Here is a 14,554-nt window from a genome sequence, read left to right on the forward strand (position 1 = left end):
TGCCCGCTCTTGCATGGGCGTTTTGCAATGCATGGCATGTTGGATTTTTTGCCAGCCCCAGGTCCGTGGGAGCTTGCTCGCGAAAGGGGCGCTGCCGGCACTGAAGATCGTGGATCAGAGTGACGGTGTCCAAGTCACCCCGAACAACCAGGCCCGACCTTCCTCCCGATACCCATACTGCCCACCTTCATGGCTGTACAACGCCCGGCTGTAAGCCTTGTCCAGCAGGTTATCCACCTTCATCTCCAACTTCACTTCCCGGGTCAGTGCCCAGCTGCCGCGCAGCCCGAGCAGTGTATAGCCGCCGAGGGTGTTGCGGTTGCCTTCGTCGTCATAGCTGCTGCTGACCGCTTGCCAGGTGGCACCCAGGCCCAGTCGGTCGAATTGCCGGTCCAGGTCCAGGCTCAAGGTCCGGCGGGCGCGACGGGCCAGGGTGTGGCCGCTGTCCCGGTCCCGTGGGTCGATCACCGCCAGGCCCAGGTTGCTTTGCCAGCCGTGAAAGTCCTGCAGGAGTGCCATTTCAAACCCGTCGATGCGCGCCGAGGCGACGTTCTGGGGACGTGAGTCGCTGCCAAAAATGATCGCGTCTTGCAGGTCGGTACGGTACAGCGAGGCCTCCAGGCGGGTGTTATCGGCCAATTGGCTACGCCATTGCAGCTCGTAGCTTCTGGCGGTCTCGGGCTTGAGGTCCGGGTTGCTGAATTGTGGGTAGTAGAGATCATTGAAGGTCGGCGCGCGAAAGCTTTCGCTGTAGGTCAGCAGCAGGTCGTTGCGCGGGTCAACCGGCAGGGTGGCGGTAGCGCTCCAACTGTTCTGGCCGCCGAATTGCTGGTTCTGGTCGCGGCGCAGGCCCAGTTCGGTGGAAAAGGTTTCAGCCTGGAAACGATGCTGGATAAACGCCGCGCGGTTCCAGCGGCTGTCTTCGTCGAACGGTGTGCTGCTGTTGACCCGGTCCTGGTACCAGTCGCCTCCCAGGATCAGGCTGTTGCGAGCATCCAGCGCCAGGTCGTTCTGCCAGGTCAGCGAGTCACGGTAGGTATTGAATACTTCCCGGACATCGCTGAGCTTGTCGAAGGTTTTCTCGCGGTTCTCGCTGTGACCCAGTTCCAGGCGGGATTTCCAGGCGTCGTTGATCCGGCCATCCACGTAACTGCTGAAACTGCTCACGGCAAAATCGCTGTAGGGCTGCTGGGGCAGTGATTCGAATGCAGTCGGGTCGAAGCGGCCGAACGGGTTGTCGAACTCGTTCTTGCCGCGGTTATCCAGCAGGTTCAGGCCGACTTCCACGTTCTCGTCGATGACATGGCTCAAGCTCAGGCTCAAGGACTGGTTGCGATTGGCGTCACGGTCCCGGTCGCTGCCATAGGAGTCATGGGTGCGATTGGCCCCGGCGGTTTCAGTCAGGCTGGCGCCGAGGTTGACGCGGGTCCGCTCGTCCCCACCGGACAGGCCCAGGCTGCGCTCCCAGGTCCGGTGGCTACCGGCCCCCAGGTGCAGGCGCGGTTGCAGGCCGGGTTCATTGCCGCGTCGGGTGAAGATCTGGATCACCCCGCCCACCGCGTCGGCGCCGTAGATCACCGAGCGCGAGCCGCGCAGCACTTCTACCCGTTCGATCTGGTTGATGTCCAGGCGCTGCAGGTTGCTGTCGCCGGAGGTGGCATTGCCGATGCGCTGGCCATCCACCAGCACCAGGCTCTGGGCCGACTTGGTGCCGCGAATGTAGATGCCCGGCAGGCTGCCGCGCCCACCCTGGGGCGCCACCTGCACGCCGGGCACACGGCTGAGCAGGTCGGTGACACTGGCCGGTTGCAGGCGGTCGATATCGTCGCGGGTGAAGACTGTGTTGGCAGCGCTGCTGTCATTGCGCGCCTCGACCTGGCGGTTGGCGCTGATGACCACGTCCGGCAGTTTCAGGGCCTGCTCGCGTTCGAAGGTGTCGGCCAGCAGTTCGGGGGTTGGCAGTAGGGTCAGGGTGAGGGCGAGGCGGAGTTTCATGGGTGTTCCGGATATTTCTGGTCTGCACAAACCCTTGTGGGAGCGAGCTTGCTCGCGATGACGGAAGATCAGTCAAGCCATCCATTGGCTGACACACCGCTATCGCGAGCAAGCTCGCTCCCACAGGGAGTTTGTGTTGGCTGAACTTACAGGCCCAGCAGCTTTAGCCGCTGGCGCACCGACGCCTCGATCCCGGCCTCGTCCAGCCCGCACTCAGCCAGCATCTGCGCAGGCTTGGCATGTTCGACGTAGATGTCCGGCAGGCCCAGGTGCAGCACGGGCTTGAGGATATTCTCCCGGGCCAGGAATTCGCTGACCGCCGCGCCGGCGCCGCCCATGATGGCGTTTTCCTCGATGGTCACCAGCAATTCGTGATGGCTGGCCATCTCGCGCACCAGGGCTTCGTCCAGGGGTTTGACGAAACGCATGTCCACCACCGTGGCATCCAGGGTCTGTGCCACTTTCATGGCTTCGGCCAGTTGCACGCCGAACACCAGCAGGGCGGTCTGCCTGCCCTGGCGACGAATCACGCCCTTGCCGATCTCGATGGGCTCCAGGTCGGTTTCGATGGTCGCGTTCGGGCCGCTGCCACGAGGGTAGCGTACCGCTGCGGGGCCATCGAACAGGTGGCCGGTGGTGAGCATCTTGCGCAGCTCGTTTTCATCGCTCGGCGTCATGACCAGCATGCCGGGGATGCAGCGCAGGTACGAAAGATCGAAGCTGCCGGCGTGGGTGGGGCCGTCTTCGCCCACCAGGCCCGCGCGATCGATGGCGAACAGCACGTCCAGGTTCTGCACCGCGACGTCGTGCACCAGTTGGTCATAGCCGCGTTGCAGGAACGTCGAATAGATCGCGACCACCGGCTTGGCCCCTTCGCAGGCCATGCCGGCGGCGAGGGTCACGGCGTGCTGCTCGGCGATCGCCACGTCGAAATAACGCTGTGGATAACGTTCGCTGAACGCCACCAGGTCCGAACCTTCCTTCATCGCCGGGGTGATACCCAGCAGGCGCGGATCGGCTGCCGCCATGTCGCACAGCCACTGGCCGAACACGGCGGAATACTTCGGACCGCCGGCCTTCTTCGGCGCGGCAGCCGGTGCATCCAGCGGTTCGAGCTTGGTGATGGCGTGGTAGCCGATGGGGTCGACTTCCGCCGGGGCGAAGCCTTTGCCTTTCTTGGTCACCACGTGCAGGAACTGCGGCCCCTTGAGGTCGCGCATGTTGCGCAGGGTGGCGATCAGCGTGGGCAGGTCATGGCCGTCGATGGGGCCGATGTAGTTCCAGCCCAGCTCTTCGAACAGCGTGCCGGGCACCAGCATGCCCTTGGCGTATTCCTCGGTGCGGCGGGCGATTTCCCAGGCGCCGGGCAGGCGCGACAGGACCTTCTTGCTGCCTTCGCGCATGCTGGCGTAGGTGCGGCTGGAGAGGATTTTCGCCAGGTAGTTGGACAGCCCGCCAACGTTGCGCGAGATCGACATGTCATTGTCGTTGAGGATCACCAGCATGTTGGCGTCGACTTCCGGCGCATGGTTCAGCGCCTCGAAAGCCATGCCCGCCGTCAGCGCGCCGTCGCCGATCACGGCAATGGCCTTGCGCTCGCTGTTCTGCAGGCGGGCGGCAATCGCCATGCCCAGGGCAGCGCTGATGGAGGTGCTGGAATGACCGACCCCGAAGGTGTCGTACTCGCTTTCGGAGCGCCGTGGGAACGCGGCGATGCCGCCTTTCTGGCGAAGCGTGCTCATGCGCTCGCGGCGACCGGTGAGGATCTTGTGCGGGTAAGCCTGATGGCCGACGTCCCACACCAGCCGGTCGTCTGGCGTGTCGAAGACGTAGTGCAGCGCGATGGTCAGCTCGATGACGCCCAGGCCGGCACCGAAGTGCCCGCCGGTCTGGCCGACCGTATAAAGCAGCTCCAGACGCAGCTCATCGGCCAGGGTTTCCAGCTCGGCTTCACCTAACCGACGCAGGCCGTCCGGCGTGGCAGCGCGGTCCAGCAGGGGCGTGGTCGGGCGTTTGCGGGGAATCTCTTGGAACGTCGTGGGCATCAGGCGAATCGTTATAGGTATAAAAGAGGCGGCAGTTTACCTCATGCATCGCCAACTGCCCACGCGTTGGCCGGAACTTGGCTACCTGTGATCAGCTGCGACGCTCGACGATATATCGCGCCAGATCGCGCAGCGGCTCGGCCGCCGCGGCAAACGGTCGCAACGCGGCCAGGGCCTGGTCGCGCAGTTCCAGGGCGTAGGCCTTGGCCACATCCAGGCCGAGCAGGGCCGGATAGGTGGGTTTGTCCCGGGCGATATCGGCGCCCTGGCGTTTGCCCAGGGTCTGGGTATCGCTTTCCACATCGAGGATGTCGTCCTGCACCTGGAATGCCAGGCCGATTGCCCGGGCATAGACCTGCAAGGCCTGCAACTGCTGCGGGGTGGCCCGGCCGCTGGCGAGGGCGCCGAGCCGGACGCTGGCTTCGATCAGTGCGCCGGTCTTGTGCCGGTGCATCTGTTCCAGGGCATTCTGGTCGAGTTTGAGTCCCACCGAGCCGAGGTCGATGGCCTGGCCTCCCACCATCCCGGCGGGCCCTGCCGCGTGCGCCAGGGTACTGACCATGTCCAGGCGGGTCTGCGCCGGGCAATCGCTCAGGGCCGGGTCCAGCAGGGCGCTGAACGCCAGGCTCTGCAAGCCATCGCCGGCCAGGATCGCGCAGGCTTCGTCGTACTGCTTGTGAGTGGTCGGCTGGCCGCGACGCAGGTCGTCGTCGTCCATGGCCGGCAGGTCGTCATGGACCAGGGAATACGCGTGGATCAGTTCCACCGCGCACGCCGCGCCGTTGGCCTGCTCGGCCTGGCCGCCCAGTGCCTCGCAGGCGGCATAGGCCAGCAACGGACGCACGCGCTTGCCACCGTTCATCACGCTGTAGCGCATGGCTTCATACAGGCGGGCCAGCTCGGGGCTCGGGGCGTTGAACAACGTCTCCAGCGCAGCATTGACCCGGGCCTGACTGCTGGCCTGATACGCGCCGATCATTCAGGCTGTTCCGCGTCGAAGGGCTCTTCGGCCAATTCCCCGTCGCGTTCGAGCAGCAACTGCACTTTCTGCTCGGCCTGGGCCAGCGCCGCCTGGCAGTCGCGAGTCAGGCCGATACCTTGCTCGAAGGCGGTCAGCGAGTCTTCCAGCGACAATTCGCCGTTCTCCAGCCGTTCGACCAGTGTTTGCAGGTCGGCCAGGGATTGTTCGAAGTCCAATGCAGCTTTTTTGCGGGCCATGGCGGCTGATTCCGGTTGACTGTTAAACCGGCGCGACACTAGCAGACATGGGGGTTCGGGGCAAATCAGGACAGGGCTGGAGGGGGAGTGTTCCTCTGTGGCGTGTCTTTGCCGCAGCAACCTCCGCTTACCACAAACACAGTCTCACGCAGCTGGATAATGGATTCGGTACCGAGTACTGCGTCCTCCTCCCGGTAATCGCTCCAGACAGCCTTTTTCCAGCAATTCCGCCAGGTGTCGGGTTGCGGTTGCCTTGGAAACCTTGGCCACGGCCTGGTACTGCGCTGCGCTGATACCGTGCTCAAAACCTTTTTCACCACCATCGAGCAACCGGTTCAGCACTTTGGTCTGTTCTGGGGTGAGTCCCGAGGCGCGGTGAACCTGCCAGAATCGAGCCTTGCCCAACACGCTTTCGATCTGGGCCATGGCTTTGTGCAAGCTGCGCGACAGGGTCCGCAAAAACCAGGTAAGCCAATCGGTGATATCCAGCGTGGCTTTCTGAGCGCTTTCAAGTGCTCGGTAGTAGCCAGCGCGGTCATCAAGAATGCTCACGGACATGGCGTAGAAACGGATCGCCTGGGCTTCGCCCTGGGCCAGTGCGAGATCGGTGAGGGTGCGTGTCAGGCGCCCGTTGCCATCGTCAAACGGATGCAGGGTGACAAACCAGAAGTGGGCGATACCGGCGCGCAACAAAGGATCGAGTCCGGATTGATGACGGCTGGCCTCAAACCAGTCTAGGAAGGTTTGCAGTTGCTGTTCGAGACCTTGGCGAGGCGGGGCCTCGAAATGAACAGTGGGACGGTCCAATCTGCCCGAGACCACTTGCATTGGCTTGTCTCCCCGCAGCGAACCTACGCGAATGTGCTGATGGGCCAGGTCGCTCGCCTGCTCAGGGAATAGCCACTCGTGCCATTCAAGCAGCCGCTCGACGGTCAGGGGCTGGCCGAAGTGTCGGGTAGCATCCAGCAAAAGGTTCGCCAGGCCCTCGCTGCGCGGGCTGACCGGAGTGTCACTGGCCCGCTCCAGGCCCAGGCGTCGGGCCAGAGACGACCGCACCGAGCCCACATTCAATTGCTCCCCTTCAATGGCCGATGAGGTCACGATGTTCTGCAACAACGCATCCAATTCGTTCTGGGCGTTGAGCGACGCGGTGACAGCGCCGGTCATGCCGAGCAGTTGACCTTGGGTTTGCACGCATTCGCGTAGCAGAGCCGCCAATGTTTCGGGCTGCCAGTGAAAGTTGGGCCAGTCGGGCTGTTGCCAGATCCAATAGGGTTCCATGAGCCTGTCCATACCGGGGATGAGCCGAATAATAACGTTATTCGGCTCATTTCTTGAGCCGAATAACTTCGCTAATCGGCTCACGCTCTCCCCAAGACGTGATTTCCCACACAGAATCACGCGTTCCCCGATTGTGAATAATGCGCCGAATCGCTAACCTTCGCGCCATCTACAGCCCCCGTATGGCGGGCTCCTGACGAAACCTGAAAAAAGATAATCAATGCGCCGAGGAAGGGCGCCAGGTTGCGTTGCGCATGGCAGGAGGCATACATGCGTTTTCTTTCATTGCTGATCGCGCTGATGGCCGCATCGTTGGCGTGGGCGGAGCCTGCGGCCGAGATGTCGGAGCCGGTGGGCGGCTGGCGCTTCAACGGTCTGCTCGATCGCACTGAAAACCCGCAGGTGGCCTATCCCACGCCGCCCATCGACCGGGGCGTGCAGCGTAATCGCACGATGATCGAAGGCCGGCTCAAGGACATCGGCACGGCCCGACAACCCCACAGCCTGGCGGTCAACGGCAATCCACTGAATCTCTATACCGACGATGAGGGGCGTTTCGGCCGGCCCTACGCGTTCGGTGCTGGCTCCAACAGCGTCGAGGTGCGCAGCTCAGAAGGCAAGTCCCTCAAGCGCGTGCAGTTCTATGAAGCCAACAACCTGCGAACGCCGGCGCAGATTCGCGTAGTGCTGGGCTGGGACGATCCCAAGGCCGAGCTGGATCTGCATATCGTCACACCCGACGGCCAGCATGCCTTCTTCGGTCGCCCGGCACTGACCAATGGCGGCGGCCTCGACCCGGATGGCGTCGATGGCCCCGGCCCCGAGATGTTCACCATGACCGCGCCCATGCACGGCACGTACCTGGTCTACGTCAACTATTGGGGTAACTACGGCAGCGGCGGCTACAACTTCGACGAAACCAGCAACCAGAACGAGGTGATCACTTCCCAGATCAACCTGGTGCTCAACGAAAACACTGTCGATGAAAAACGCGAGACCTTCGTCGTGCCCTTGCGCGCCATCGGCGACCTGCTGCTGGTCAAGACTTTCAACTATTAAGTATCCCGCTCCACGGATGAATAGGCCCTTGTGAATATGAGCGACAACACTGCTTCCCCGACCACGCCGACACCTGTCGCTAAACCTGCGCGCCGCTGGCCGGCGATGCTGATCGGGCTGTGCCTGGTTGCCGGTGTGGCTGCCGGGCTGGGCTGGTTCATGAACAAGCCCAAGGCGCCGCCCATGGCGCTGGCATTGGAAAAGCTCGGCCTGAGTCGCCCCGATGGCTTGCTCGAGGCCCACTCCCTGAGCCAGTTGCCCAAGGATCTGCTGGCGGTGCCATTTCTCAAGGCCACGCTCACCGAGGACTTCGTCTTCTATTACCAGGCCCATGCCGACCGCCTCGGGCTGATTGGCAGCCTGCGCCGGATCATCTACGAGCATGACCTCAAGTTGCAGGACAGCCTGATCGAGGAACTGTTCGACCAGCCGGCCGACGTGGCCCTGTGGCGCGGTGCCGATGGTCGCCTCAAGGATTTCCTGCTGGTGATGGATCGCGGCGGATTGGCCAAGGTCCTGGAGCCCCTGGCGAAAGTCGCGCTGGACGACACGCAGTTGAGCAAGCTCAGCGACCTGAAGGTCGGTGGCGATGAGGTCGCGCTTTATCAACTCAGCTACAACGCCAGCAAATCACTGGTCTTCGCGTCCCATGGCGACAAACTGGTGGTGCTGTCCAACCCGACGAAGCTCTATGACCCGGCCAACGGGCCCTCGCAGGAGCGCGGCAGTGTCTCGACGACCGCCCTGGCAGCCTTGCTCAGTGGCGAAAAACTCTTTCCGGAAGCCTTCGGCCTGCCGCCCAGGGCGCCTGAGGTCAAGCAACGCATCGCGGTCAATGCCAGCGTCCTCGCCATGGGTTACCAGCGTTTCATCCCGAATTTCGCCGGGGTGCGTTTCGACATGGACGACAAGGGCTGGCACAGCTTCCTGGCCCTGGATGAGCTGGAGAACCAGCCGGACTTCGACTTCAAGCCAATCTGGCAAGCCATGCCCATGGGCGCCAGCGCCTGCGTGTCCTTGCCCCTGGCGGCCGAACAACAGAAGCCGCTGCTGGTGAAACTCGGCGCCGATGAAAAAGCCGCCCAGGCCATGACCGAACACATGGCCGGCGCGGCGGGCCTGTGCTGGTACGCCGATTCGCGGCTGTACACACCGCTGCTGGTAGCGAGCCTGAACGCGGACGACGGCAAGCTCGACGCCGACCTGGGCGGCCTGTTCGGCTCGATGGTGGGCGCCTATGAAAACAATGTCGCCGAGCACGCGTTCCCGGTCGTGGAGAAGCAGGAAGGCCCGATGCATCACTGGCAACGCCAGGTGAGTTCCAACTTCGGCCCCTACCTGGCCAAGGACTCGCTGCAGCCCGAATCCATCACCGGCAAGGCCTTCATGCGGGTCAGCCTGGCGCGTCACGGCTCCACCCTGCTGTTTTCCCTGGACGACAAGCTGGTGGACAAGGCCCTCGGCACGCTCGACAAGCGCTTCCCGCCCATGGCCGACGTCTTGCCCAAGGATGTGCTGATGCCGGTCTACTTCGGCCCGGACGCCATGGCGCAACTGATGCAGCGTGAAACCCTGGACAGCCTGCCCCAGGACATGGAACCGGTGTTCTACAACGCCGCGCAGACCTACCTGATCCCGAAACTGCGCACCCTCGGCGGTTATGGCAAGTACGCCCTGACGCTGCCCGAAGGCAGCGAGCCGGACGGCCACTGGCAATGGCTGCCGCTGGAATGGAAAGCGCTGTGATCGGACTGCTCCGCAATCGCCACTGGGTGCTGACGCTCGTGTTGCTGCTGGGCGGACCGGCGTTCGCCGTCGAGACGCCGCCTCTGGATGTCCAGCAATCCCAGGTCTTTCGTGCCTGGTTCGTGCGCATCGCCCAGGAACAGCTCAGTCGTGGCCCGAGTCCGCGCTGGTACCAGCAGGACTGTGCCGGCCTGGTGCGTTTCGCCGCCAACGAAGCGCTCAAGGTCCATAACGAAAAATGGCTGCGCAGCAACGGCATGTCCAACCGCTACCTGCCGCCGGAGCTCGAACTGAGCGACGCCCAGCGACGCCTGGCCCAGCAGTGGCAGCAGGGTGGCGGCAAGGTCGGGCCCTACGTCAACGCCATCAAGCTGATCCAGTTCAACAGTCGCCTCGTGGGCCGTGACGTGACCCAGGCCCGCCCCGGCGATTTGATGTTCTTCGATCAGGGCGACGACCAGCACCTGATGATCTGGATGGGCCGCTACATCGCCTATCACACCGGCACCACTACCCCTACCGACAACGGCATGCGCTCCGCAAGCCTGCAACAACTCATGAACTGGAAGGACACCCGATGGATACCCGACGCAGCCAACCCCAACTTCATCGGCGTCTATCGACTCAACTTTCTCTCCCAATGACCGGTGCCCGCATGCTGCGCTTGTGTTCGAAACTGCCCCTGCTGTTTGCCCTGTTGCTGGCCCCTGTCGTCAATGCCGAAGACACCGTGGAGCCCAGCGGCTACACACCCGTGGCCGGTGAAAGCTTTTTCCTGCTGGCCGACAGCAGTTTCGCCAGCGACGAGCAGGCCATGGTTCGCCTCGAAGCGCCGGGCCGCGATTATCGCCGGTTTCGCATGGAGCCCTACGGCGGCGCCGACATCCGGGTCTATCGCATCGAAAAACCCCTGGACTTCCTCAAGCGCCAGAAAAACCTGCACCGGGTGGTCAGCGACGGTCAGTTCAAGGGCGAAGGCCTGTCCAATACCCTCGCGTACCTGTGGGACAACTGGTATCGCAAGTCACGTCGGGTGATGCAGCGGGCGTTCTCCTACGAGTCCCGCCAACAGGTCACCGAACAAGTGCCCGAGCTGAAAATGGGCGATGCGATGGTCGCGCCGACGCCTTACGAGGCCTCGCCGCAATTCGCCTTGATCCCGGGCCTGCCGGTGGTCAGCCAGTTCCGTTACCCGCTGTGGCAGGCCAAGCCGATCCAGCCGCCGGCAGGCGTCAATCTGGCCGGTTCTTCCAGTGAGTTCGTCAGCGTCGCGCCGGGCAACGTCTATATTCCCCTGGGGCAGCTCAAGCCTGGCCTGTATCTGGTGGAGGCGCTGATCGGCAAATATCGCGCGACCACCATGGTCTTCGTTTCCAACACCGTGGCGGTGAGCAAGATCGCCGGCGACGAACTGCTGGTCTGGGCCGCGCGCAAGCATGAAGGTCGTTCGGTGCCCAAGGTCAACGTGCTCTGGACCGATGGCCTGGGCGTGATGAGCAGCGGTGCCACCGATGAAGACGGCTTGCTGCGTCTCAAGCACGTCAGCCCCGAGCGTTCCTTCGTCATTGGCGAAGACGAGGAGGGCGGCGTATTCGTCTCCGAGAACTTCTACTACGACAGCGAAATCTACGACACCAAGCTCTACGCCTTCACCGACCGGCCGCTGTATCGCCCTGGAGACTGGGTGTCGCTGAAGATCGTCGGCCGCGAATTCAAGAATGCCCGTGATTCGGTGCAGCCGGCGGCGGCTGACGTCAACGTCAGCGTGCTGGATGCCACCGGCACCGCGTTGCAGACCCTGGCCCTGAAGCTGGACGCCAAGGCCGGTACCCAGGGACGCTTCCAGTTGCCGGAAAACGCCGTGGCCGGTGGTTACGAGCTGCGTTTGAGCTACAAGGACCAGCTCTACAGCAGCGCCTTTCGCGTGGCCGAGTACATCAAGCCGCATTTCGAAATCGCCTTGAACCTCGACAAGCAGGATTACCGCACGGGCGAGCCGGTCAAGGGCAAGCTGGTGCTGTTGTATCCGGACGGCAAGCCGGTGGCCGACGCTACCGTGAGCCTGAGCCTGCGGGCCCAGCAATTGTCGATGGTGGACAACGAGCTGCAATACCTGGGGCAGTTCCCGGTGGAGCTGACCAGCAGCGAAGTGACCACCGATGAGCAGGGCGTCGCGACCCTCGACCTGCCGGCCGCCGACAAACCGAGTCGCTACACCCTGACGGTATTCGCCAGCGATGGCGCGGCCTATCGGGTCAAGACCACCAAGGAAATCCTCATCGACCGTGGTGCGGCGAACTTTCGCCTGAGCGCCCCCCAGCGCTTCAGTGCGGCGGGGGAGAAGGTCGCTTTCAGCTATGTCAACGAAGGCGGCAACGAGCCGAGCAAAGCCGTGACGCCGGCCGGCTACGCCTGGGTGAGACTGGAAGACCAGAGCACGGGCGAAGGCAAGCTGACGGCCAAGGACAAGGGCTTCAGCCTGGCCTTCGAGCGGCCCGGTACCTATAACCTCACGCTCAAGGATGACCATGGTCGAGTCATTGGCGCCACCGGGCATTCGGTGACCGGTGAAGGCGTCAAGGCGGTGCCGGGTACCGTGGAGATTGTCCTCGACAAACCCGAGTACAAGGCTGGAGACGAAGCGCTGGCGCTGATCACCTTCCCTGAGCCGGTCACTGACGCACTGTTGTCCCTGGAGCGGGACAAGGTCGAGGCCACGGCGCTGCTGTCGAAGGGGGGCGACTGGCTGAAAATGGAAAGCCTCAGCCCCACCCAATACCGCGCGCGCATCCCGGTCAAGGACGCCTTCGCGCCGAACATGACCTTCTCGGTCCTGTACACCAAGGGCGGCCAATACAGCTTCCAGAATGCTGGCATCAAGGTGGTCGCGCCACAGATCGACGTCGCCGTCACCACCGACAAGGCCACTTACCGGCCCGGTGACACGGTGACCGTCGACCTGAGCACCCAGTTCGCCGGCAAGGCGATACCGGCCCACCTGACGGTCAGCGTCGTGGACGAAATGGTCTATGCCCTGCAACCGGAGGTGGCCCCGACCATCGACCAGTTCTTCTATCACCCGCGGCGCAACAACGTACGCACCAGCGCCAGCCTCTCGTTCATCAGCTACGACGTCGCGTTGCCGGGCAGCCCCGGCGCGCCGGGCAAGGCCAACCGCAGCGAGCGTGGTGTCAAGGTGCTGGAGCGACCACGTCGCGAGGACGTGGACACCGCCGCCTGGCAGCCGGAACTGGTAACCGATGCCAACGGCAAGGCCCGTTTCACCTTCAAGATGCCGGACTCGCTGACGCGCTGGCGCATCACCGCGCGTGCCATTTCCGACGACGGCCAAGTGGGACAGAAAAAGCAGTTCATCGCTTCACAAAAGCCGCTGTACCTGAAGTGGAGCGGTCCGACCCGGTTCCGCAACGGCGACAAGCCGCAGTTGGGCCTGTTCGCTTTCAGCCAGTCGGAAAAGCCGCTGAAGGCCGAGTTGCTGATCCGCTACGCAGGCACTGAACAACGCGTGGTGGCCGAGCTGAAACACGGCATCAACTATGTCGCGCTGCCGGCGCTGGCGTTGAGCAACGGCGACCTGGACGTGCAGTTGCAGTTGAACGGTGAAACCCAGGACGCCCTGGCCGTTCGCCTGAACGCCAGCGGTAACGGCTGGCAAGTCACCCAGAACCAGCGCCTCGACGTGGCCACGGGGGATACCCCTCTGGCATTGCCAGCAGATGCCAGCGATATCCGCCTGCGCCTGGACGACAGCCCCCAAGCGCTGTTCCGTTCGGCCCTGGACGACCTGTTGAGCTACCCGTACGGCGGCGTCGAGCAGACTGCCAGCCGTCTGCTGCCGTTGAGCATCGCTTACCCGACCCTGGCCGCGGATTCGCAGACCCGCGACCGCTTGCGCCTGGTCATGCAGAACAGCCGTCTGCGCCTGGTGCAGATGGCCGGTCCTTCGGCGAGCTTTACCTGGTGGGGCCAGGAAGGGGAGCCGGATGCCTTCCTGACCGCCTACGCCTATTACGCCGACTGGCACGCCAGCAAGGCCCTGGACCTGAACCTGCCGCCGGAACACTGGCAGCGGGTGCTGGAGGTCTACGCCAAGCAGGCGGGCAACACTGCGCTGTTGCAGCGTGCGTTGATCCTGTCGTTCGCCCGGCAGATGCAATTGCCGGTGAACACCTTGCTCAGCGGCTTGATGGAAGATCTGGCGAAGGCAGGCGAGGGCAGCGCCGGGAGCGTGATGGAGGATGGCGCGGACAGCCTGATCATGAGCGCCCCGGATTCGGCCCTCGGATTGGCCAGTGCCCGTGTACTGACCGCCTCCCTGGCCCGCCAGGCGAAGGTGCCGCTGCCGGACGCCTTCAACCGTCAGCTGGCCGCTGCCCAGCAGCAACTGGATGTCAGCTCGCAGCCGTTCGTCGAGGCGCTGCTGGCGTCGTTGCAAGCCTTCGATCAGGCGCGCTCCGCCGCCCTGCTGGAACGCCTGCTGCCGCAACAGTCGACCCTGGAACGGGCCCTGGCCTTGACCTGGCTGCAACGCAGCATCGAACAGGCTGCGCCGGCCGTGGCATTGACCCCAGGCGAGGGTTGGAAAGCCCGACAAGGCGCCACCGGGGAAACCTACTGGCAGTGGCAAGGCGCCCAAGTCCCGACCGTGCTGACCCTCAGCGGCGCCCAGGAGCGTCCATTGCAGGCCGCGCTGAGCTTCCAGAGCCAGCAACCGCCGATGGCACCGATGGCGGTGTCCATCACCCGTCGCCTGTCGCGTTTGGTGCCGGGTGTCGATGCCTACACCTTCACCCTCGAAGCCGTGGGCAGCAAGCCGTTGTCCAGCGACGGCCTCTATCTGGATGAGGTGATCATCAACAGCAAGGCGTCGACCCCGCTGCGCTACGGCATGCTCGAAGTACCGTTGCCACCGGGTGCCGATGTGGAGCGCACCACCTGGGGCATCCAGTTGCTGGGCAAGGCCGGCAGCGAGCCGACTTCGCTGGAAAAGGCCCGCTTCGAACCCGGCCAGATGGCCTACGCGGTGCCGGTGGATGCCCTCAGTGGCGAACTGCGCCTGCGGCATCTGGTGCGCTTCTCCCAGAAGGGCCAGTTCAACCTGCCGCCGGTGCGCTTCACCCAGGTCTATGCACCGCAGAACCAGGCTTGGGAAAAGAAACCGGCGCTTGGTCAGGTCACGGTCGACTGAC

General features: G+C 63.7%; 9 protein-coding genes. 4 read left to right on the forward strand and 5 right to left on the reverse strand.

Annotation, left to right across the window (positions count from 1 at the left end; genetic code table 11):
- Positions 1 to 114: 114 nt before the first annotated feature.
- The 5 genes from BT179_RS18815 to BT179_RS18835 all read right to left on the reverse strand — a co-directional run bounded on the left by BT179_RS18815 (position 115) and on the right by BT179_RS18835 (position 6,539).
- Positions 115 to 1,995 carry a TonB-dependent receptor domain-containing protein gene (locus BT179_RS18815; RefSeq protein ID WP_072395593.1) on the reverse strand — a complete coding sequence of 627 codons (1,881 nt, stop codon included), beginning with the start codon at positions 1,993 to 1,995 and terminating at the stop codon, positions 115 to 117.
- Between the two features lie 146 nt (positions 1,996 to 2,141).
- Positions 2,142 to 4,040 (reverse strand): 1-deoxy-D-xylulose-5-phosphate synthase, encoded by a 1,899-nt coding sequence (dxs, locus tag BT179_RS18820; RefSeq protein WP_072431431.1) that lies wholly within the window; start codon positions 4,038 to 4,040, stop codon positions 2,142 to 2,144.
- 91 nt (positions 4,041 to 4,131) lie between these two features.
- Positions 4,132 to 5,019 (reverse strand): (2E,6E)-farnesyl diphosphate synthase, encoded by an 888-nt coding sequence (ispA, locus tag BT179_RS18825; RefSeq protein ID WP_072395597.1) that lies wholly within the window; start codon positions 5,017 to 5,019, stop codon positions 4,132 to 4,134.
- The gene (locus BT179_RS18830) at positions 5,016 to 5,258 is read right to left on the reverse strand and encodes an exodeoxyribonuclease VII small subunit (RefSeq protein ID WP_072395599.1); all 243 of its coding nucleotides are present in this window, start codon (positions 5,256 to 5,258) and stop codon (positions 5,016 to 5,018) included. Before BT179_RS18830 ends, ispA begins: the two co-directional genes overlap by 4 nt.
- Positions 5,259 to 5,402: 144 nt before the next feature.
- Positions 5,403 to 6,539, reverse strand: a complete 1,137-nt coding sequence (locus tag BT179_RS18835) for a Fic family protein (RefSeq protein WP_072431430.1) — start codon at positions 6,537 to 6,539, stop codon at positions 5,403 to 5,405.
- Between the two features lie 270 nt (positions 6,540 to 6,809).
- On the opposite strand from BT179_RS18835, the gene BT179_RS18840 reads away from it, so the two are divergent.
- From BT179_RS18840 to BT179_RS18855, 4 genes are read left to right on the forward strand one after another with little or no spacing between them, the layout of a single operon-like run.
- The gene (locus BT179_RS18840; RefSeq protein ID WP_072395603.1) at positions 6,810 to 7,598 is read left to right on the forward strand and encodes a YfaP family protein; all 789 of its coding nucleotides are present in this window, start codon (positions 6,810 to 6,812) and stop codon (positions 7,596 to 7,598) included.
- A 36-nt stretch (positions 7,599 to 7,634) separates the two neighbouring features.
- Positions 7,635 to 9,344, forward strand: coding sequence for a DUF2138 domain-containing protein (locus tag BT179_RS18845; protein WP_072395605.1), 1,710 nt, complete (start codon positions 7,635 to 7,637; stop codon positions 9,342 to 9,344).
- Positions 9,329 to 9,988 carry a DUF1175 domain-containing protein gene (locus BT179_RS18850; protein ID WP_072395616.1) on the forward strand — a complete coding sequence of 220 codons (660 nt, stop codon included), beginning with the start codon at positions 9,329 to 9,331 and terminating at the stop codon, positions 9,986 to 9,988. Before BT179_RS18845 ends, BT179_RS18850 begins: the two co-directional genes overlap by 16 nt.
- A complete protein-coding gene (locus BT179_RS18855; RefSeq protein ID WP_072431429.1) occupies positions 9,985 to 14,553 on the forward strand; it encodes an alpha-2-macroglobulin family protein in 4,569 nt (1,522 codons plus the stop codon). The genes BT179_RS18850 and BT179_RS18855 overlap by 4 nt, the downstream gene beginning before the upstream one ends.
- Position 14,554 lies beyond the last annotated feature (1 nt).

The sequence above is a fragment of the Pseudomonas sp. NFACC43 genome (genome assembly GCF_900119645.1).
GTDB lineage: Bacteria > Pseudomonadota > Gammaproteobacteria > Pseudomonadales > Pseudomonadaceae > Aquipseudomonas.

What these genes read in the sequence shown, in the direction of transcription:
- BT179_RS18815 (WP_072395593.1), bottom strand. Translation starts at nt 1,995, where the DNA reads ATGAAACTCCGCCTCGCCCTCACCCTGACCCTACTGCCAACCCCCGAA.
- dxs (WP_072431431.1), bottom strand. Translation starts at nt 4,040, where the DNA reads ATGCCCACGACGTTCCAAGAGATTCCCCGCAAACGCCCGACCACGCCC.
- ispA (WP_072395597.1), bottom strand. Translation starts at nt 5,019, where the DNA reads ATGATCGGCGCGTATCAGGCCAGCAGTCAGGCCCGGGTCAATGCTGCG.
- BT179_RS18830 (WP_072395599.1), bottom strand. Translation starts at nt 5,258, where the DNA reads ATGGCCCGCAAAAAAGCTGCATTGGACTTCGAACAATCCCTGGCCGAC.
- BT179_RS18835 (WP_072431430.1), bottom strand. Translation starts at nt 6,539, where the DNA reads ATGGAACCCTATTGGATCTGGCAACAGCCCGACTGGCCCAACTTTCAC.
- BT179_RS18840 (WP_072395603.1), top strand. Translation starts at nt 6,810, where the DNA reads ATGCGTTTTCTTTCATTGCTGATCGCGCTGATGGCCGCATCGTTGGCG.
- BT179_RS18845 (WP_072395605.1), top strand. Translation starts at nt 7,635, where the DNA reads ATGAGCGACAACACTGCTTCCCCGACCACGCCGACACCTGTCGCTAAA.
- BT179_RS18850 (WP_072395616.1), top strand. Translation starts at nt 9,329, where the DNA reads ATGGAAAGCGCTGTGATCGGACTGCTCCGCAATCGCCACTGGGTGCTG.
- BT179_RS18855 (WP_072431429.1), top strand. Translation starts at nt 9,985, where the DNA reads ATGACCGGTGCCCGCATGCTGCGCTTGTGTTCGAAACTGCCCCTGCTG.